The 19,554-nt window shown below is 66.6% G+C and carries 18 protein-coding genes; 10 read left to right on the plus strand and 8 right to left on the minus strand.

Annotated elements, in window-relative coordinates:
- Both BFE01S_RS36855 and BFE01S_RS42405 read left to right on the plus strand, forming a co-directional pair.
- Window positions 1-852 (plus strand): extracellular catalytic domain type 1 short-chain-length polyhydroxyalkanoate depolymerase (locus BFE01S_RS36855; protein WP_042336932.1); only part of this gene is annotated, 852 nt, incomplete at its 5' end.
- Window positions 853-984: 132 nt separating this feature from the next.
- The gene (locus tag BFE01S_RS42405; protein ID WP_084169404.1) at window positions 985-1,161 is read left to right on the plus strand and encodes a DUF3563 family protein; all 177 of its coding nucleotides are present in this window, start codon (window positions 985-987) and stop codon (window positions 1,159-1,161) included.
- Window positions 1,162-1,253: 92 nt separating this feature from the next.
- On the opposite strand, the gene BFE01S_RS00335 is transcribed toward BFE01S_RS42405, so the two are convergent.
- The 3 genes from BFE01S_RS00335 to BFE01S_RS00345 all read right to left on the minus strand — a co-directional run bounded on the left by BFE01S_RS00335 (window position 1,254) and on the right by BFE01S_RS00345 (window position 3,650).
- Window positions 1,254-2,063, minus strand: a complete 810-nt coding sequence (locus BFE01S_RS00335; RefSeq protein WP_028223866.1) for a BPSS1780 family membrane protein — start codon at window positions 2,061-2,063, stop codon at window positions 1,254-1,256.
- Window positions 2,054-3,058 carry a homoserine kinase gene (locus tag BFE01S_RS00340; protein WP_028223867.1) on the minus strand — a complete coding sequence of 335 codons (1,005 nt, stop codon included), beginning with the start codon at window positions 3,056-3,058 and terminating at the stop codon, window positions 2,054-2,056. Before BFE01S_RS00340 ends, BFE01S_RS00335 begins: the two co-directional genes overlap by 10 nt.
- Before the next feature lie 157 nt (window positions 3,059-3,215).
- Window positions 3,216-3,650 carry a hypothetical protein gene (locus BFE01S_RS00345; RefSeq protein WP_028223868.1) on the minus strand — a complete coding sequence of 145 codons (435 nt, stop codon included), beginning with the start codon at window positions 3,648-3,650 and terminating at the stop codon, window positions 3,216-3,218.
- A gap of 180 nt (window positions 3,651-3,830) precedes the next feature.
- On the opposite strand from BFE01S_RS00345, the gene BFE01S_RS00350 reads away from it, so the two are divergent.
- On the plus strand, window positions 3,831-5,357 hold the full coding sequence (locus BFE01S_RS00350; protein WP_028223869.1) for an AMP nucleosidase: 1,527 nt from the start codon (window positions 3,831-3,833) through the stop codon (window positions 5,355-5,357).
- A 116-nt stretch (window positions 5,358-5,473) separates the two neighbouring features.
- On the opposite strand, the gene BFE01S_RS00355 is transcribed toward BFE01S_RS00350, so the two are convergent.
- Window positions 5,474-6,001, minus strand: coding sequence for a chromate transporter (locus BFE01S_RS00355; protein WP_028223870.1), 528 nt, complete (start codon window positions 5,999-6,001; stop codon window positions 5,474-5,476).
- Window positions 5,998-6,612 carry a chromate transporter gene (locus tag BFE01S_RS00360; RefSeq protein WP_028223871.1) on the minus strand — a complete coding sequence of 205 codons (615 nt, stop codon included), beginning with the start codon at window positions 6,610-6,612 and terminating at the stop codon, window positions 5,998-6,000. The genes BFE01S_RS00355 and BFE01S_RS00360 overlap by 4 nt, the downstream gene beginning before the upstream one ends.
- Window positions 6,613-6,710: 98 nt before the next feature.
- Between BFE01S_RS00360 and BFE01S_RS00365 the strand changes: the two genes are divergently transcribed.
- A complete protein-coding gene (locus tag BFE01S_RS00365; protein ID WP_028223872.1) occupies window positions 6,711-7,610 on the plus strand; it encodes a transcriptional regulator GcvA in 900 nt (299 codons plus the stop codon).
- A 108-nt stretch (window positions 7,611-7,718) separates the two neighbouring features.
- Here BFE01S_RS00365 and BFE01S_RS00370 read toward each other — a convergent pair whose 3' ends face one another.
- A complete protein-coding gene (locus BFE01S_RS00370; protein ID WP_028223873.1) occupies window positions 7,719-8,486 on the minus strand; it encodes an LOG family protein in 768 nt (255 codons plus the stop codon).
- A gap of 1 nt (window position 8,487) precedes the next feature.
- On the opposite strand from BFE01S_RS00370, the gene polA reads away from it, so the two are divergent.
- The 3 genes from polA (at window position 8,488) to BFE01S_RS00385 (ending at window position 13,748) form a co-directional block, all read left to right on the plus strand.
- On the plus strand, window positions 8,488-11,289 hold the full coding sequence (gene polA, locus BFE01S_RS00375; RefSeq protein WP_028223874.1) for a DNA polymerase I: 2,802 nt from the start codon (window positions 8,488-8,490) through the stop codon (window positions 11,287-11,289).
- A 144-nt stretch (window positions 11,290-11,433) separates the two neighbouring features.
- Window positions 11,434-12,777 (plus strand): NAD(P)/FAD-dependent oxidoreductase, encoded by a 1,344-nt coding sequence (locus BFE01S_RS00380; RefSeq protein WP_028223875.1) that lies wholly within the window; start codon window positions 11,434-11,436, stop codon window positions 12,775-12,777.
- 98 nt (window positions 12,778-12,875) lie between these two features.
- Entirely contained in the window at window positions 12,876-13,748 is an 873-nt protein-coding gene (locus BFE01S_RS00385; protein ID WP_028223876.1) for a dienelactone hydrolase family protein, read from the plus strand.
- A gap of 64 nt (window positions 13,749-13,812) precedes the next feature.
- Here BFE01S_RS00385 and BFE01S_RS00390 read toward each other — a convergent pair whose 3' ends face one another.
- Both BFE01S_RS00390 and BFE01S_RS00395 read right to left on the minus strand, forming a co-directional pair.
- Window positions 13,813-14,682, minus strand: a complete 870-nt coding sequence (locus BFE01S_RS00390) for a sulfurtransferase (protein ID WP_028223877.1) — start codon at window positions 14,680-14,682, stop codon at window positions 13,813-13,815.
- Between the two features lie 137 nt (window positions 14,683-14,819).
- Window positions 14,820-15,971, minus strand: coding sequence for an aromatic ring-hydroxylating oxygenase subunit alpha (locus tag BFE01S_RS00395; RefSeq protein ID WP_281177385.1), 1,152 nt, complete (start codon window positions 15,969-15,971; stop codon window positions 14,820-14,822).
- A gap of 231 nt (window positions 15,972-16,202) precedes the next feature.
- Here BFE01S_RS00395 and BFE01S_RS00400 point away from each other — a divergent pair, with 231 nt between their 5' ends.
- The 3 genes from BFE01S_RS00400 (at window position 16,203) to dxs (ending at window position 19,437) form a co-directional block, all read left to right on the plus strand.
- Window positions 16,203-16,553, plus strand: coding sequence for an exodeoxyribonuclease VII small subunit (locus BFE01S_RS00400; protein WP_028223879.1), 351 nt, complete (start codon window positions 16,203-16,205; stop codon window positions 16,551-16,553).
- A complete protein-coding gene (locus BFE01S_RS00405; protein ID WP_028223880.1) occupies window positions 16,550-17,443 on the plus strand; it encodes a polyprenyl synthetase family protein in 894 nt (297 codons plus the stop codon). The genes BFE01S_RS00400 and BFE01S_RS00405 overlap by 4 nt, the downstream gene beginning before the upstream one ends.
- Window positions 17,444-17,529: 86 nt before the next feature.
- The gene (gene dxs / locus BFE01S_RS00410) at window positions 17,530-19,437 is read left to right on the plus strand and encodes a 1-deoxy-D-xylulose-5-phosphate synthase (RefSeq protein WP_028223881.1); all 1,908 of its coding nucleotides are present in this window, start codon (window positions 17,530-17,532) and stop codon (window positions 19,435-19,437) included.
- The last annotated feature ends 117 nt before the right edge of the window (window positions 19,438-19,554 follow it).

Here is a 19,554-nt window from a genome sequence, read left to right on the forward strand (position 1 = left end):
CACGAGCAGACGGCCGGCCTGCCGCTCGTGGTGATGCTGCACGGCTGCAAGCAGTCGATGGACACGTTCGCCGAAGGCACGCGCATGAATCTGCTCGCGGACCGGCACGGCTTTGCCGTGGTCTATCCCGAGCAATCGGGGCTGGCGCACCCGCACCAGTGCTGGCACTGGTACGACGCCCGCGACGAAGCGGGCGGCGGCGAGGCCGACGCGGTCGTCTCGCTGGTCGATACGCTAGTCGAGGACTACGGCTTCGACGGCTCGCGGGTCTATGCCGCGGGGCTTTCCGCCGGTGCGGGCCTTGCCGCGCTGCTGGCGGTGCGCGCGCCCGAACGGTTCGCGGCCGTGGCGCTGCACTCCGGCCCCGCATTCGGCGAGGCGCGTTCGGGCGTGACGGCGCTCGACGTCATGCGGCGTGGGCTGCATCACGACCCGGTCGAACTGCTCGAGCGCCAACTGGGCGACGCGCCGCACCCGGGCATGCCGGCCATCGTCGTGCAGGGCGAACAAGACGCCGTGGTTGCGCCGGTCAACGCGGAGCAGCTGACGGTGCAGTTCCTGCGCCTGAACGGACTGGCCGACGCACAGGGCGTGCGACCCAATGTCACACCGCGGGAAACGGCGCTCGACGGCCATGTCGTGCAGGACTACACGCGCCGCGGCAAGAGCGTGGTGCGGCTGTGCCGCGTGGCGAACCTGGACCATGCGTGGAGCGGCGGCGACGACGCCGTGCCGTTCCATTCGGCCACGGGCCCGGACGCGAGCGCGATGATCTGGGACTTCTTCGAAGGCCGCCGTCGTGACGCGGCTAACGACGCCTTCGTCGGCGAACTGGCCCGGGACGCTCGCTGAGTGGCCGGGTGGACGATAAGTCGCACCCTTTCCGGCCATCCACATTTTTGGCGCAGCTGACAAAATACTAGGGTTTACCCTATAATTCGTATGTCACTTGAAATTCAAGTTCATTCGAAGTGGGGCCTAATCATGTATCTCCTGAGCCGTTTGTTCCTGTTCCTGACCAAGTCCGCCGACGACGTGCAAAAAGAGCGCGAAGAGGCGTATCTCGCCGACGCCAACGACATCTACGATCTGGAATTTCGCCTGCGCAAGCTCGACCGCGAAAAGTCGACGCGTCATCCGGGCTGGATGAGCCAGCACTAAGCTGCCGGCAGGCTACTGGTTTAAGGCAGGGTATTGACGGACGGCGCGCAAGGCGCCGCCCGGAGGGCGTCGGCGAACCGGCCAGGCGAAGTCTAGCGGCCTGAGCCGCCAGGCGTGCCGGCGGCAGTCTGCTGATCCTGAATGCCGAAGCAGCCGCGATAGGTCGCGTAAAACGAGCAGTACAGCATCGTCGTCACGACGATGAGCGCCGGCATCAGCACGGCCAGCGCATAGTCTCCCGCGCCCAGCGTGTGCAGCAGCACCGAGAGCCCGAGCGAGACGACCACGGATACGGCCATCCACAGCGCGCCGTACACCGTGAAGGCGCCCTTGTTGCGCCAGCAGCTCACCACGCTGAAGAACATCGCCTTGACGGGCGGCACGTCGTGCCAGGCCGTCAGCACCGGGGCGAACCAGAACAGCATCGACACCGGCACGTAAAACACCAGCGAGGCGAGCACCGCGAGCGGCACGTTGCTGTTTTCGAGCGAATCGGCGTCCACCGAACCGCCCATCGTCATCAGCTGCAGCAGCGCGCCGCCGTCCACCAGTGCCGAGGCTGCGAGCACGAGCGTCATTGCCGCCACGTACAGCGCGCCGAGCGCGAACAGGCGCTTGGCCACCACGGAACCGTAGGAACGAAAGCCATCCACGAGGATGGTGGGAAAGACCGGCTTGCCCGCCACCGTGTCGCGGCAGGCGGCCATGAACCCCACGGCAACGCCCGGCACGAAGATGAGCGGCAGCACGCCGCCCACCAGCGGGATCGCGGAGATCAGCGTCATCGCGAGCAGATACGCGAAGAACAGCGTGAGAAACGCGAGCGGGTTGCGGCGGAACAGCCAGATGCCCTGGCGGAACCAGACATAGCCCGTCTTCGCGGGGACTTCAATCAGTTGCATGCGCGAGATCCTGCGTGGAGGGCGACGGTTGCACTGCCGGCGAGCCGCTGGCGCAGGATCCGCTCGAAGTGGCCGGGATCGTGCGGCGTGAGCAGCTCCGCCGAGCGCGGCAGGTGGAAATCATACAGGCGCGACAGCCAGAAGCGGTACGCGCCTGCACGCAGCATGTCGTCCCAGTGGCGGTTTTCCTCGGCCGTGAGCGGGCGCACGGTCTGGTACGCGCGCAGCATGGCTTCGGCGCGCGGCCGATCCAGCTTGCCCGTGGGCAGATCGACGCACCAGTCGTTCACGGTGACCGCGAGGTCGAACAGCCACTTGTCGCAGCCGGCGAAGTAGAAGTCGAAAAAGCCGCCCAGGCGCACGTCGTGGCCCGGCAGCGCCTCGGCGCGCGCGAACAGCACGTTGTCGCGGAACAGGTCGCAGTGACACGGGCCGCCCGGCAGCGCGGCGTAGTCCGGCGAGGCGAAGAACGCGCGTTGATGCGCGAGTTCGTCCGTCAGCAGTTCGCGCTGCGCGCCGGCGAGGAAGGGCAGAACCGTCGGCACCGTTTCTTCCCACCACGGCAGGCTGCGCAGGTTCGGCTGGTCCGGCCGGAAGTCGCGGCCCGCCAGATGCATGCGGGCCAGCATCTGGCCGACCTCGGCGCAGTGCTCCACGCCCGGCGCGAGCTCCGGCGCACCGTCGAGCTTCGTTACGATGGTCGCGGGCTTGCCGTTCAGCAGGCCGAAGAGCGAACCGTCGGCGCGCGGCATCGGATCGGGCACCGGCACGCGGTGCGCCGCCAGGTGGCGCATCAGGTCGAGATAGAACGGCAGTTGCCCGGCCGTCAGCTTTTCGAAGATCGTGAGGACGTATGCGCCGCGCGTGGTCGTCAGGAAGAAATTGCTGTTTTCAATGCCGGACTGGATGCCGCGGAAATCGACGACATCGCCGAGATCGTAGTCGCGCATCCATGCGCCAAGCTGGGTGTCGGTGACAGCGGTGAAGACGGCCATGCGGGAATCGGGTTGGTTTCGGGATCGGGCGTGAAGGCGGGCGCGCTTTTGCCTCGCGGCCTTGCGGCTTCGCCGCCTGGCGCGCGGGCGCCCGCTTGCGGCGCCGTTGGCGCGCCGCTTCGCCCGCGCACGCGAGGCGCGCGGACAGGACTGCGGATCAGTAGTGCAGGTTGATCGAGGGCAGGCGCTCGCTGGCCTGGCCGCTCGTGCGGACCTGCGGCGAGGTGTCGGCCGGCGCAGTCATCGTGTAGTGCGTGCCGAAGTTCGAACGCACGTTGATTTCCACGGGCTTGCCCTTGTCGCGGTATTCGGTGATTTCCGTGCCGTTCGGGCTCACTTCGTGGAAGCTCGGCGTGCGCGGCTGGTTGAATTCGACCTTCGACGTGATCTTCGCCGCGGGGCGGTTGATCTCGTCGAGGTTGGGCAGGCCGGCCTGTTCGTTGGCCGACAGGGGCGGCGGCGGCGGGGCTTCGGCCGATTGCGCTTCGACGGCGTTCTTCGCGTCGTCGGTGGGCGCGGCCATGGCGGTCCCTGTGGCGAGCCCGTTGAGCACGAGCAGCGCAGCGGCGGCGACGGGAAGGAGCGACTTCATGATGGTTCCGTTGAGAGTCCGGTTCGATGTCCCGATTCTAGCAAATCCCGCGGCTGTCCCCACGCCGTTCCGCGGCCGGGGCGAGGCCGGCCGGCGGCAATCTCCGGGGCTGGCGCGGGGGTGTCGCCAGTGTGGCCAGGTTCCGTGGTAAGGTGGTTCGACCGACCGGAGCACAAGACGATGAAGAACGACACCAGCCTGCGGCCGCTCATGACGCCCGCCCACGAATTCCCGACCGAGTCCTTCGACGACGCAGGCGACGCGGTCGCCCAACTGTCCACCCTCTACGACGCGAACACCTCGTTCCTGCGCGATGCGTTCGCGCGCTACCGGCGCGGCGAGGTGTTCGACCGCCATGTGCGCGCCTGCTACCCGTTCGTGCGCATCCGCACCGAGGTGAACACGCATATCGATTCGCGCCGCTCCTACGGCTTCGTGGCCGGCCCGGGCGTGTTCGAGACCACCGTCACGCGGCCGGACCTGTTCGGCGATTATTACCGCGAACAGTTGCGGCTCCTCGCGAAGAACCATCACGTGAAGATCGACGTGGGCGTTTCGGATCAGCCGATTCCGGTGCACTTCGCGTTTGCCGAAGGCATCCACCTCGAAGGGGACCTCGACCGCGAACGGCTCGTCGCGATGCGCGACGTGTTCGACACGCCGGACCTCGCGCAGCTCGACGACCGCATCGTCAACGGCACCTTCGAACCGGCGCCGGGCGAGCCGCATCCGCTTGCGCTCTTCACGGCGCCGCGCGTGGACTTCTCGCTGCACCGGCTGCGGCACTACACGGCAACCTCGCCCACGCACTTCCAGAACTACGTGCTCTACACGAACTATCAGTTCTATATCGACGAGTTCGTGAAGCTCGGCCGTGCGATGATGGCCCGCACCGAAGACGCCGACCTGCGCAACTATCGCAGCGAGTACACCTCGTTCGTCGAACCCGGCGACGTGGTCACGTACAACGCGAATCTCGGCGAGCAGGCCGACGAAGGCACGCCGCCCGCGCGCCTGCCGCAGATGCCGGCCTACCACCTCAAGCGCGCGGACGGCAGCGGCATCACGATGGTCAACATAGGCGTGGGGCCGTCCAATGCGAAGACCATCACCGATCACATCGCGGTGCTGCGCCCGCACGCGTGGATCATGCTCGGCCACTGCGCGGGGCTGCGCAACACGCAGCGCCTCGGCGACTACGTGCTGGCGCACGGCTATGTGCGCGAGGATCACGTGCTCGACGCGGACCTGCCGCTGTGGGTGCCGATTCCCGCGCTCGCGGAAGTGCAGCTCGCGCTGGAGCGCGCGGTGGCGGAGGTCACGCAGCTCGACGGTCCCGAGCTCAAGCGCGTAATGCGCACGGGGACGGTGGCGAGCGTCGATAACCGCAACTGGGAGCTGCGCGATCACCGCGAACCGGTGCAGCGGCTTTCGCAAAGCCGGGCGATCGCGCTCGATATGGAAAGCGCGACCATTGCGGCGAACGGGTTCCGCTTCCGCGTGCCGTACGGCACGCTGCTGTGCGTTTCCGACAAGCCGCTGCACGGCGAACTGAAGCTGCCCGGCATGGCCGATTCGTTCTATCGCGCGCAGGTGGACCAGCATCTGCAGATCGGCGTGAAGGCCATGGAAATCTTGCGCACGAATGGCCTGCACAAGCTGCATAGCCGCAAGTTGCGCAGCTTTGCCGAGGTGGCATTCCAGTAAGGCAAAAAAGCCCGGCCGCGCGGTGCAATGCCTGCGCGGCCGGGCTCTCCACAGTTGCCGTTATCTGGCGGGTAATCGTTAGTATTGCAGAGGGATTAAACGCGCTGCGGCTTGCGTCACTGACCGAATCCGCACAACCCGATCAAGCTGCCCGCTCCGAGCAGCCACAGCGGATGAATCTTCGTGCGAAACGCCAGCACCGCGCAAACGCCGGTGACCACCCACGCAATCCACGAAGGATCGGAAGCCTTCGCAATCAGCAGCGCGCTCGCGGCCACGAGTCCCGACGTCACCGGCACGAACCCGCGCTGCGCAATGCGCCGCCACGGGCGGTCCTTGAAGCGGTCCCACGCATGCAGCACCACCGCGGTCACGAGCGAGGACGGCCCGAACTTCGCCACCGAAGTCACGAGCATTCCCGCCCAGCCCGCCACATGCCAGCCCACCAGCGTGACGACCATCAAGTTGGGACCGGGCGCCGCCTGTGCGAGCGCGAAGAGCGCGCTGAACTCGCTGGCGGACATCCAGTGATGCACTTCCACCACCTGGCGCTGCATCTCCGGCAGGATCGTGTTGCCGCCGCCGAAGGCCAGCAGCGAAAGCTGGCTGAAGATCGCGGCGAGCGCGAGCAGCGTGCCGTTCATTGCCCCCCTCCTGCGCGGCGGGCGGCGCGGGCCGCGACGGCAATGCCGACGGGCGTGAGCACGAGCATGGTGGGCAAGAGCGGCGTGCGCAGGAGCGCGATGGCGATAAAGCCGAGCACGGCGATGAAGGCCGCCGCGGGATCGTGGCGCAGCGGCAGCACGATCTTCGCGGCCATTGCGATCAGGAGGCCCGCCGCCGCCGCGGCCAGTCCGACGAACAGATGGCGCACGTGCGGGTCGTTCTGCGTGCGCTCGTAGAGCACGCCCAGCCCGACCACGACGAGCGACGGCCCGGCGATCAGTCCGAGCAGGGCGGCCAGTGCGCCGCGCCAACCCTGGAAGCGCATGCCGATGGCTACCGAAAGATTGATGACGTTGCCGCCGGGCAGGAACTGGCACAGGCCGAGCAGATCCGTGAATTCGGCCGACGAGAGCCAGCGGCGCTGCTCGACGATGGTGCGGCGCGCAAGCGGCAGCGCGCCGCCGAACGAAGAGAAGCCAAGGCCGAGAAAGCCGAGGAACAATTCGCGCACGCCGGGCGTGTGCAGTTCGCCGGTTTCAGGTGGGGTGGGCGGGATGGCCGGGGCGGTTGGGGAGAGCGTTTCTTTCATGCTGGAGCGATCCTCGAGTCGAGCCCCGAGGTTAGCGCCGATCGGCCCCGCCGCAAAACGATTTTTACGGCGGCCCCTTGTGATCTAGAATCACAAGCATGGTCCGCTCGCTTCCTCCTTTTCCCGCCCTGCGCGCGTTCGAAGCTGCTGCACGGCACAATAGCTTCACCGCCGCGGCGGCCGAACTCCATGTGACTCACGGTGCAATCAGCCGCCAGGTGGCCGCCTTCGAAGCGTGGGTGGGCGTGCAGGTCTTTCACCGCCACGGCAAGCGCGTTGCGCTCACCGACGATGGCCGCCACTACCTCGCCACCGTGCAGGCGGCGTTCGACAGCATCGCGCGCGCCACGCAGCAGTTGCGCGATACCGCCGTCGTGCACGTGCTGCGCGTGAACGCGCTCCCCACGTTTTCGATGAAATGGCTGCTGCCGCGGCTTTCGCAATTCCAGCGCCTCGTGCCGAACGTGGAGCTGCGCCTTTCGACCTCGAACGCGCCGGTGGAAACGCTCGAAGGCTTCGACGTGGCCGTGCGGCGCGGCCCGGCCCACTGGCCCGACTGCGTGAGCGGCCATTTTCTCGGCGAAACGGAGGTGCCGGTGTGCAGCCCGGCGCTGCTGGAGCGCCAGCCGATCCACACCGCGGGCGACCTTGCGCGCCACGTGCTGCTGCATTCGGACACGCGCCCCGACGCGTGGCGCACCTGGCTCGCGGCAGCCGGCGTGCAGGCGAAATGCAGGAAGAAACAGTCGTTCGATCACTTCTACCTGGCGTTGCAGGCGGCCGTGGACGGCCTCGGTGTCGCGCTTGGGCCGTTGCCGCTCGTCGATGACGAACTGGCGTCAGGGCGCCTTGTCGCGCCGCTCGCGGGGCCGCAACTCGATGCGCGGGGCTACTGGTGGGTGGTGCGGCGCGAAGTGGCCGATGCGCCGCTCGCGGTGCAGTTTTGCCGCTGGCTGGAGGAGCAGGCAAGCCCGGGCGAGCATGCTGCAGTCCGGTGAACGCCGGTGAACATCGGCGCAAGCGGAAAGAAAGGCCGGGGAAAGAACGGCTGAACGAGGCACCCGCCGCGCGAGCGGCGGGCGAAGCGCTAGCCAAAAACGAAAGCGTCAGAGATAAAACATCCGGTCTTCGTCGGAGTCCCGGTCGCGATGCGCCGGATGCTCCTGGCCGGACTCTTCGCTTTCGCTGGCGTCCTCGTAGAACTTCAGCACGGCTTCGAGCACCTGGTCCGGTTCGTCGATCACCTGCATCAGATCCATGTCTTCCGGATTGATGAGGCCCATCGGCACGAGCGCGGAGCGGAACCAGCCGAGCAGGCCTTCCCAGAACTCGGCGCCCACCAGGATGATCGGCACGTGGCGCGACTTCTTCGTCTGGATCAGCGTGAGCACTTCGGCGAGTTCGTCGAGCGTGCCGAAGCCGCCCGGCATCACGATCACGGCGTCGGAGTTCTTGACGAAGGTGACCTTGCGCGTGAAGAAGTGGCGAAAGCGCAGCGAGATGTCTTGCCACTGGTTGCCCGACTGCTCGTGCGGCAACTCGATGTTCAGGCCCACCGAAGGCGACTTGCCCGCGTGCGCGCCCTGGTTGGCCGCTTCCATGATGCCGGGGCCGCCGCCGGAGATCACGGCGAAGCCGGCGTCCGACACCTTGCGCGCGATTTCCGTGGCGAGCTGGTAGTACTTCGAATCCGGTTTCAGGCGGGCAGAACCGTAGATGCTGACGGCCGGCCGGATCTCGGACAGGTACTCGGTCGCCTCGATAAACTCTGCCATAATCGTGAACATCTGCCACGATGCGCGCGCCTTCTTGGCCGTTGCGCGCTCTTGATCTGCGAGTGAACGCAGACTCGGAATCACTTTTCTCTTGTCCATAATGCCTGAAGAACTTCGCGTGGAAACCAACCTACATACTGAGCTGGAAGGAAAGACCCTGTTGCTGGTCGATGGTTCTAGCTATCTCTATCGGGCCTACCATGCGATGCCGGATCTGCGCGGTCCTGACGGCGAGCCGACGGGTGCGCTATACGGGATCATCAACATGCTGCGCCGTATGCGCAAGGAGGTTACGGCAGAGTATAGCGCGTGCGTGTTCGATGCAAAGGGCAAGACGTTCCGCGACGACTGGTATCCCGACTATAAGGCGAACCGGCCTTCCATGCCCGAGCCGCTTGCAGCACAAATCGAGCCTATTCACGTGGCGGTGCGCGCGCTCGGCTGGCCGCTTCTGATGATCGAAGGCGTGGAGGCCGACGACGTGATCGGCACGCTCGCGCGCGAAGCGGAAAAGCGCGGCATGAAGGTGATCGTCTCCACGGGCGACAAGGACCTCGCGCAGCTCGTGACCGATCGCGTCACGCTCATCAACACGATGACGAACGAAACGCTCGATCGCGAAGGCGTGATCGCGAAGTTCGGCGTGCCGCCCGAGCGCATCGTCGATTATCTCTCGCTCATCGGCGACACGGTGGACAACGTGCCGGGCGTGAACAAGTGCGGCCCGAAGACGGCGGTGAAGTGGCTCACGGAATACGGCACGCTCGACGGCATCGTCGAACATGCGGCCGACATCAAGGGTGCCGTGGGCGGCTATCTGCGCGATGCGCTCGACTTCCTGCCGATGGCGCGGAAGCTCGTCACGGTGGAGACGGCGTGCACTCTCACGCCGCACATCGAATCGATCGAAGCGTCGCTCGCCACGCGCGGCGAAGCGCGAGAGGAACTGCGCGACATCTTCGCGCGCCACGGCTTCAAGACCTGGCTGCGCGAAGTGAACGAGGCGTCGCAGCAGGGCGAAACCGTGCCGGCCGCGACTGCCGGCGACGCTCCCGCGAAAGACGCGGGCGCGCAGCCCGCGCTGATGCTCGACGTGCCGCGGCACTACGAAACGATCCAGACGTGGGCGCAATTCGATACGTGGCTCAAGCAGATCGAGGCGGCGCGCATCACGGCCTTCGACACCGAGACCACCGCGCTCGACCCGATGGTGGCGAGGCTCGTGGGCCTGTCGTTTTCAACGGAGCCGGGCCATGCGGCTTATCTGCCCGTGGGTCATAGCGGTGTGGATGCGCCCGAGCAACTGCCGCTCGACGAAGTGCTCGCGCGCCTGAAGCCGTGGCTCGAAAGCGAGCAGCACAAGAAAGTCGGCCAGCACATGAAGTACGACGAGCAGGTGCTCGCCAACTACGGCATTGCGCTGAACGGCGTGGAGCACGACACGATGCTCGAATCGTACGTGCTCGAATCGCATCGCAGCCACGACATGGACAGCCTCGCGCTGCGCCACCTCGGCATCAAGACGATCAAGTACGAGGACGTGGCGGGCAAGGGCGCGCAGCAGATCGGCTTCGACGAAGTGCCGCTGGAAAAAGCCGCCGAATATGCGGCGGAAGACGCCGACGTCACGCTGCAGCTGCATCTTGCGCTGTACCCGCAGATCGAGCCGGAGAAGGGGCTCGACTACGTGTATCGCCAGATCGAAATGCCCACCGCGCGCGTGCTGCGCCAGATGGAGCGCAATGGCGTGCTGATCGATACGGAGCGGCTGGAGAAGCAGAGCGCGCAGATTGCCGTGCGGCTCGTCGAACTGGAGCAGGAGGCGTATGCGCTGGCGGGCGGGGAGTTCAATCTCGGCTCGCCCAAGCAGATCGGCCAGATCTTCTTCGAGAAGCTGCAACTGCCCGTGGTCAAGAAGACGCCGAGCGGCGCGCCATCGACGGACGAAGAAGTGCTGCAAAAGCTCGCGGAAGACTACCCGCTGCCCAAGCTGCTGCTCGAGCATCGCGGGCTTGCCAAGCTGAAGTCCACCTATACCGACAAGCTGCCGCGCATGGTCAATGCGCAGACGGGCCGCGTGCACACGAACTACGCGCAGGCGGTGGCGGTAACGGGGCGGCTTGCCTCGAACGATCCGAATCTGCAGAACATTCCCGTGCGCACGGGCGAAGGGCGTCGCATCCGCGAAGCGTTTATCGCGTCGCCGGGATGCAAGATCGTCTCGGCCGACTATTCGCAGATCGAGCTGCGCATCATGGCGCACATTTCGGGCGACGCGTCGCTGCTCGCCGCTTTCGCGCGCGGCGACGACATTCACCGCGCCACGGCCGCCGAAGTGTTCGGCGTGACGCCGCTCGAAGTGAGCGCCGACCAGCGCCGTATCGCCAAGGTCATCAACTTCGGCCTGATCTACGGCATGAGCGCCTTCGGGCTCGCCTCGAATCTCGGCATCACGCGCGACGCGGCGAAGCTCTATATCGACCGCTATTTCGCGCGTTATCCGGGTGTCGCGCGCTATATGGACGAGACGCGCATGGACGCGAAATCGCGCGGCTATGTCGAGACCGTGTTCGGCCGCCGCCTGTGGCTGCCCGAGATCAACGGCGGCAACGGCCCGCGCCGCCAGGCCGCCGAGCGCGCGGCCATCAACGCGCCGATGCAGGGCACCGCCGCCGACCTCATCAAGCTGTCGATGATCGCCGTGGAAAAGTGGCTGGACGAGACCGGCATGCGCACGAAGATGATCATGCAGGTGCACGATGAACTCGTGCTCGAAGTGCCGGACGAGGAACTGGCCGAAGTGCGCAAGCGCCTGCCGGAACTGATGTGTTCGGTGGCGCAGCTCAAGGTGCCGCTCGTCGCCGAGGTGGGCGTGGGAGCGAACTGGGAAGAAGCGCACTGAAGGTTGCCGTAACGATGCCGTAGCCGCGCAGGCCGGGCGGCACAAGCGCGCGGCACGCATGACCGTCATGTCCGGGGCAGGCTTGTTGCGAAGCGCCCCGTCAGCCGACAATGGGTGGAGCCAAACGACACGCACGGAGAGTCTATGCATCGCTTTATCGTTGTGGGGGGGGGCGCCGGCGGACTGGAACTGGCCACCCGGCTGGGCGACCGGTACGGCAAGGCGCGTCGTGGCCGCGAGGCGCGTGCGAGCGTGACGCTCGTCGACCGCTACCCGACGCATATCTGGAAACCGCTCCTGCACGAAGTCGCGGCAGGCAGCATGGACCCGTTCACGCAGGAACTCGAATATGCCGCGCAGGCGCGCTGGCATGGCTTCGAGTTTCAGCAGGGCGAACTGACCGGCCTCGACCGCGCGGCCAAACGGATTCGCCTTGGCGCGGTGCTGGACGAGGACGGCGCCGAACTGATACCGCCGCGCGAGATCGAGTACGACACGCTCGTGCTCGCCATCGGCAGCACCACGCATTTCTTCGGAGTGCCAGGCGCCGCGGAGAATTCGATTGCGCTCGATACCGTCGCGCAGGCCGAACGCTTTCGCAAGCGGCTCATCGCGGCCTGCATGCGCGCCGAGCATCAGCTGCCCGAGCCCTTGCCCGCAGGCGCGGCGGCGAGCGACGAGCCGCGCGTGCAGATCGCGATCATCGGCGCGGGGGCAACCGGCGTCGAGCTCTCGGCCGAGCTGCGCAACACCGCGCAGGTGCTCTCGGTGTATGGCCTGCACAAGCTCGATCCGAGCCACGACGTCGGCATCGTCCTGATCGAGGCCGGTCCGACCATTCTGCCCGCGCTGCCGGAGCGCGTTTCGTCGGCGACCGCCGATCTGCTGAAGAAACTCGGCGTGCGGATTCTCACCGGCGAGCGCGTGACCGAGGTCGGGCCGGGCGTCGTGCGCACGGCGAGCGGCAAGGCCGTGCGCGCCGACCTCACGGTCTGGGCCGCGGGCATCACGGCGCCGCCGGTGCTGGGGAAGCTCGATGGCCTGCCGGTCAACAAGCTCGGCCAGTTGATCGTGCGCCGCACGCTGCAGACCGAAACCGACGACAACATCTTCGCGTTCGGCGACTGTGCCGCCTGCGAATGGCCGGGCCACGAACGCGGCGTGCCGCCGCGCGCCCAGGCGGCCCACCAGGAGGCGGCCTTCCTGCTGCGCTCGCTCGGCAACGTGCTCGAACGCCAGCCGCTGCCCGAGTTCACCTATCGCGACTTCGGTTCGCTGGTGTCGCTCGGCCATTTCAGCGCGGTGGGCAACCTGATGGGCGGGCTGATCGGCGGGAGCATGCTGATCGAGGGGCTCTTTGCCCGCTTCATGTACATGTCGCTGTACCGTTTGCACATTGCCGCGCTGCACGGCTACGCGCGCATGGTGCTCGACACCTTCGCGCACTGGCTGCGCCGCACGACGCTGCCGCGCGTGAAGCTGCATTGACCGCGGCGCGCGCCGGCATCGTGCCGCGCACTTTGCATTGCGTGGCCTTCCATTGAGCCATCGTCGAGCCGGTATTGCCGTTCAACAAGGAGCGTTGCATGCTGAAGCCCGAAGTCGATTCCCTGGTGCCGCACGTGCCGTTCGACCGGCGCACCTTCCTGAAGGCCGCGCTCGGCAGCGGCTTTGCAGCGGCGGTGCTGCCGGTTTCCGCGCAAACCATCCATACCGATGCGACAGGTCTCGAAGCCGGTGAAGTCGGCTTCGAGTCGAACGGCACGCTGATTCCCGCCTATCGCGCGCAGCCGCTCGGCAAGACGCATCTGCCGGTCATCATCGTCGTGCACGAGATCTTCGGCGTGCACGAACATATCGCCGACGTGTGCCGGCGCTTCGCGAAGCTCGGCTACCTGGCCATTGCGCCCGATCTCTTCGTGCGCGAAGGCGACGCCTCGGTGTATCCCACCATCCAGCAGATCGACCGGAACATCACGAGCAAACTGCCCGATGCGCAGGTGATGTCCGATCTCGACACGACCGTTGCCTGGGCCGGCGAGCATGGCGGCGATCTGAAGCGTCTGGGGATCAACGGGTTTTGCTGGGGCGGGCGCATCACCTGGCTTTACGCCGAGCACAATCCGCACGTGAAGGCCGCCGTGGCGTGGTACGGACGCGTGGCGGGGCCGCATACGCGGACCATGCCGCAGAATCCGATCGATCTGGCGAGCGATCTGCAGGTGCCGGTGCTCGGGCTATACGGCCGGCAGGATCAGAGCATTCCCCAGGACACGCTCGCGCAGATGAAGAAGGCAATTGCGCAAGGGCCGCAGGGCGGCCGCGGCTCCGATTTCGTGGTGTACGACGATGCCGGGCACGCGTTCTTTGCCGACTATCGTCCGAGCTACCGCAAGGCCGACGCCGAGGACGGCTGGAAGCGCGCCCTCGCGTGGTTCAGGGAGCACGGCGTCGCGTGACGCCGCGCGCGATCGGGCGCTTGCCTGTGTATCGGCGTGCGCCTTCGTCGGCGCATGGACCGGTTTACGGATTGGCACCCGTCGCAACGGGACGCGACGCGTCGGCACACCACTCGCTCCACGATCCGCCATAGAGCGCGGCGCCGTGCAGTCCCGCGATCTCCATGGCGAGCGCGTTGTGGCAGGCCGTGACGCCCGAGCCGCATTGCAGCACGACGTGCTCGGGCGTCTTGCCCGCGAGCACGGCCGTGAATTCCTCGCGCAGCGCGTGCGCGGGCTTGAAGCGGCCGTCGGCGCCCAGGTTGTCCTTGAAGAAGCGATTCCGCGCCTCCGGAATGTGGCCGCCCACCGGATCGATCGTTTCGTTCTCGCCGCGGTAGCGGTCCGCTGCGCGCGCGTCTACCACGAGCTGTTCGTGTGTCGCGAGGTTGCGCACGACCGCCTGCACATCCACCGTCACCTGGAGCGGCGCGCCTGCCTTGAAATTGCCCGGCGCGGGGTGGGGCGCCTCCTTCGAGAGCGGATAGGCCGCCGCTTCCCATGCCTGCAGGCCGCCGTCGAGCACCGCTACGGAATCGTGGCCGAGCCAGCGCAGCAGCCACCAGAGCCGCGCGGCGTAACTGCCGCCCTGCGCGTCGTAGGCCACGACCTGCTGCCCCGCGTTGAGCCCGCGGGCCGCGAGCGCGGCGACGAGCGTCGCGCGTTCGGGCAGCGGGTGGCGGCCGTTCTTGCCGGTCTTCGCGCCGGAGAGGTCGCGGTCGAGATGAAGATATTGCGCGCCGGGAATGTGGCCGTTCGCGTAGGCCGCTTCGCCGATGGCCGGATCGACGAGATCGAAGCGGCAATCGAAGACGAGCACGCTGCCCGGCGCCGCCGTGAGTCGCTCGTGCAGATTGGCGGCCGAAATGAGCGTGGTGTAGTGGGTGTGCGGCATGGACGGCTCCTCAAGGATGCGCGGCCGGCTGGGCCGGCCCGATGCCGTCAGTCTAAACAAAAAGACGGGCCGAAGCCCGTCTTTCCTTTATGCCGAAGCGTCCCGAGGCTGGCCGAAGCGCTTGCCGCCGGCGTGCCTCAGATCGTGCCGAGTTCGCGGCGCAGGAACTCGTGAAAGTGCTGCATGCCGTCTTCCATCGGGCTCTGATACGGGCCGACCTCCGAAACGCCGCGCTCGAACAGCGCGCGGCGGCCGGCGTCCATGCGCTCCGCGATCTCGTCGTCTTCCACCGCGGTTTCCATATAGGCAGCGCGCTCGGCCTCGACGAACTCGCGCTCGAAGAGCGTGATTTCCTCGGGGTAGTAGAACTCGACCACATTGGTCGTCTTCTGCGTGCCTTGCGGAATCAGCCACGAGACAACCAGCACGTGCGGATACCACTCGATCATGAGATTCGGGTAGTACACCATCCAGATCGCGCCGAACTCGGGCGGCACGCCGTTGCGGAAGCGCAGGATCTCGTCGTGCCACTTGCGGTACGTCGGGCTGCCCGGCTTGCCGAGGTGGTTGTGCACGCCCACGGTCTGCACGCTGTACCACTCGCCGAACTCCCACTTCAGGTCGTCGCACGACACGAAGTTGCCGAGGCCCGGGTGGAACGGCACGACGTGGTAGTCCTCCAGATAGACCTCGATGAAGGTCTTCCAGTTGTAGTTGCACTCGTGGATCTCGACGTGATCGAACATGTAGTCCGTGAAGTCGAGGTGCTTCGCCGGGCCGAGGCGAGCGAGGTCGCGCGCGATGTCGCGCCCCGAGGACTCGAAGAGCAGGCCGTTCCACTGCTGCAGCGGAGTCCGGTTCAGGTTCAGGCAGGGTTTGTCCGCGAAATGCGGTGCCCCGAGCAGCTCGCCCTTGAGGTCGTAGGTCCAGCGATGCAGCGGACATACGATGTTGTCGGCCGTGCCGCGACCGTTTAGCATGATGGCCTGGCGGTGGCGGCAGACGTTCGAGAGTAGCTCGATCTGGTCCTGCTTGTTGCGCACCAGCACACGGCCTTCTTTCTCGCCGGGCAGTGCAAAATAATTCCCCGCCTCGGGCACCATCAGCTCGTGCCCGATGTAACGGGGACCTTTCTGGAAAAGCGTTTCGATTTCGCGCTGGAGAAGCGCATCGTCAAAATAAGCGGCGACTGGCAGCTGGCTGTGAATGGACTTCAGCTGCAATGCATTGCTCAGATTGGACATTCCCACTCCCGATGAAGACGTGAAAGCAGTGAACAACCCAACCATCGAAGATTCGATTTAGGGAGCCGGCGATTATACCCGAACGCACCCCCCAAGGGGTAGCTAAGTCACTGATTTTTGCCAAAATTGCCGCGGGGCAACGCCTATGACGTGCCGGTAAGGCGAATTTCGGTCAGCATCGCAGTTGTGGCGTCCAGGGCATGCCCGCCGGCGAGCGGATCGGATAAGTCGCTTTTGCCGTAGAATGTCCGCCTTGTTTCAATTCTGCGACGACTCATGGCGAAATCCGCAACGAAAGACCGCACTGCGGACCGCACTGCGGCGGCCGACGAAGCCGAAAACCGCAATGATCGCCATGGTAGTGGCGACGGCGGTGACGGATTACCGCAGCCCGAGAGCTACGAGGCTGCGCTGGCGGAGCTCGATACGCTCGTGGCGCGCATGGAAAGCGGCAGCCTGAGCCTCGAGGAGTCGCTGGCCGCCTACCGGCGCGGCGCCGTGCTGGTGAAGTTCTGCCAGCAGCAGCTGGAAAAGGTTGAACAACAGGTGCGCGTGCTCGACGGCGAAACGCTCAGGCCCGTGCCCCTCAATACGACATCCGCGACCGGCGGAGACGACGATCTATGACTTTTGAACAATGGACCCGGCTGGTGCTGGACCGGGTCGAGAGCGCGCTCGAACACTATTTGCCGGCAGCCGACGTGCTGCCCGCGGGCCTGCATGACGCCATGCGTTACGCGGTCCTGGGCGGCGGCAAGCGCGTGCGCCCGCTTCTGTGCCATGCTGCGGGTGAGCTGACGGGTGCGACCCCCGAGGCGCTCGACGCAGCGGCCTGCGCGCTGGAGATGATTCATGTCTACTCGCTCGTGCACGACGACATGCCGTGCATGGACGACGACGACATGCGCCGCGGCAAGCCGACCGTCCACGTGAAGTACGACGAGCCCACCGCGCTCCTCGTGGGCGACGCGCTGCAGTCGCAGGCTTTCATTACGCTGACGTCGGACGTGCCGGGTCTGCGCGACGCGGCGCCGCGGCAGGCCGCGCTCGTGCGCGAGCTGGCGCTGGCGAGCGGCTCGATCGGCATGGCCGGCGGCCAGGCCATCGACCTCGCGAGCGTGGGCCGTTCGCTCACGCGCGAAGAACTGGAAACGATGCACCGCCTGAAGACCGGCGCGCTGCTGCGCGCATCGGTGCGCATGGGGGCGCTCGCGGGCGAAACGCCCGCCGCCGACACGCTGCGCGCGCTCGATGCGTACGCGGCGGCTGTGGGCCTCGCCTTCCAGGTGGTGGACGACATTCTCGACGTCACCGCCGACACGGCGACGCTCGGCAAGACCGCTGGCAAAGACGCGAAGGACGGCAAGCCGACCTACGTGTCGATCATCGGTCTGGACGCATCGCGAGCACTCGCGCAGCAGTTGCGCGGCGACGCGCATGCGGCGCTTGAACCGTTCGGCGCGCGCGCGCAGCGCCTTGCCGAACTCGCCGACCTGGTGGTGAACCGGGTCAGCTGACCGCGCCAACCCGCCCGCGCGCATGAAAGGGGACGTAATGTGCGCCAGAAGTGCGGGAGCGCCCGATTTCCTGGACTGGAACGACGATGTACGACTTGCTGAAAACCATTGACGACCCGGCGGACTTGCGCCGCCTCGATCGCCGCCAGTTGCAACCGCTTGCCGACGAACTGCGTGCCTTCGTTCTCGACAGCGTCTCGCAGACGGGCGGCCATTTGTCGTCCAACCTCGGTACGGTCGAGCTGACGATCGCGCTGCACTACGTGTTCGACACGCCGCGCGATCGCATCGTCTGGGACGTCGGCCACCAGACCTATCCGCACAAGATCCTGACCGGCCGCCGCGACCAGATGCACACGCTGCGCCAGCTCGGGGGCATTTCGGGCTTCCCGAAGCGCGACGAGTCGCCGTACGACACGTTCGGCACGGCCCACTCGAGCACGTCGATCTCGGCCGCGCTCGGCATGGCCATCGCGAGCAAGCTCAAGGGCGATAACGCCATGGGCATCGCCGTGATCGGCGACGGCGCGATGACCGCCGGCATGGCCTTCGAGGCGCTGAACAACGGCGGCGTCGAGGACGACGTGCCGCTCCTCGTGATCCTCAACGACAACGACATGTCGATCTCGCCGCCGGTGGGGGCGCTCAACCGCCACCTCGCGCGTCTCATGTCGGGCCGCTTCTACGCCGCCGCGCGTGCGGGCGTGGAGCGCGTGCTGCGCCATGCGCCGCCCGTGCTCGACCTCGCGCGCAAGCTCGAAGAGCACGCGAAGGGCATGATCGTGCCGGCCACGCTGTTCGAAGAGTTCGGCTTCAACTACATCGGGCCGATCGACGGCCACGATCTCGACTCGCTGATCCCGACGCTGCAGAACATCAAGGAACTGCGCGGTCCGCAGTTCCTGCACGTCGTGACGAAGAAAGGCCAGGGCTACAAGCTCGCCGAAGCGGATCCCGTGCTCTACCACGGTCCCGGCAAGTTCAACCCGGCCGAAGGCATCAAGCCGTCCACGGCGCCGGGCAAGAAGACCTACACCCAGGTCTTCGGCGAGTGGCTGTGCGACGCGGCCGAACTCGATTCGCGCGTGGTCGGCATCACGCCGGCGATGCGCGAAGGCTCGGGCCTCGTCGAATTCGAAAAGCGCTTCCCGGATCGCTACTACGACGTGGGCATTGCCGAGCAGCACGCGGTCACGTTTGCAGGCGGCATCGCGGCCGAAGGTCTGAAGCCGGTTGTCGCGATCTACTCGACCTTCCTGCAGCGCGCCTACGACCAGTTGATCCACGACGTCGCGTTGCAGAACCTGCCGGTGGTGTTCGCCATCGACCGCGCGGGTCTCGTGGGCGCGGACGGCGCGACGCACGCGGGCGCCTACGACCTCGCGTTCATGCGCTGCATCCCGAACATGATGATCATGGCCGCCTCGGACGAAAACGAGTGCCGCCAGATGCTCTATACGGCGCTCCAGCAGGACTGCCCGACGGCCGTGCGCTATCCGCGCGGCGCCGGCACCGGCGTGGCGACGGTCAAGCAGATGGCCGCGCTGCCGGTGGGCAAGGGCGAGGTTCGCCGCGAGAGCCACGCGCCGGCAGGCAAGCGCATCGCCATCCTCGCGTTCGGCACGATGGTCGCGCCGTCGCTCGCCGCCGCCGAGGAACTCGACGCCACCGTGGCCAACATGCGCTTCGTGAAGCCGCTCGATACCGAACTCGTGAAGCAGCTCGCCGAAACGCACGACTACCTCGTGACGGTCGAGGAAGGCTGCCTCATGGGCGGCGCCGGTTCGGCCTGCGTGGAAGCCCTCCTTGAAAGTGGGGTTATCAAGCCCGTACTACAATTGGGCCTCCCCGACCGCTTCATCGACCACGGCGACCCGGCCAAGCTGCTTTCGGGCGTGGGCCTCGATGCGGCAGGGATCGCGAAGTCGATTCGCGAACGCTTTCTCGATCGCACGGCGAACGCATCCGGCAAGTCGGTCATGCGCGTCGCCTGATCGCGGGCAGCCCACACTCCGTTTGAATCGGCGGGCGGGTTTTCGAACCCGGGACCGCCAGCCAGCGCCGGCTTATGCCGGCGCTTGCCATTGCGCGCCGCGTAGCGCGCAGCCCAA

The sequence above is a fragment of the Paraburkholderia ferrariae NBRC 106233 genome (assembly GCF_000685035.1).
Lineage (GTDB): Bacteria > Pseudomonadota > Gammaproteobacteria > Burkholderiales > Burkholderiaceae > Paraburkholderia > Paraburkholderia ferrariae.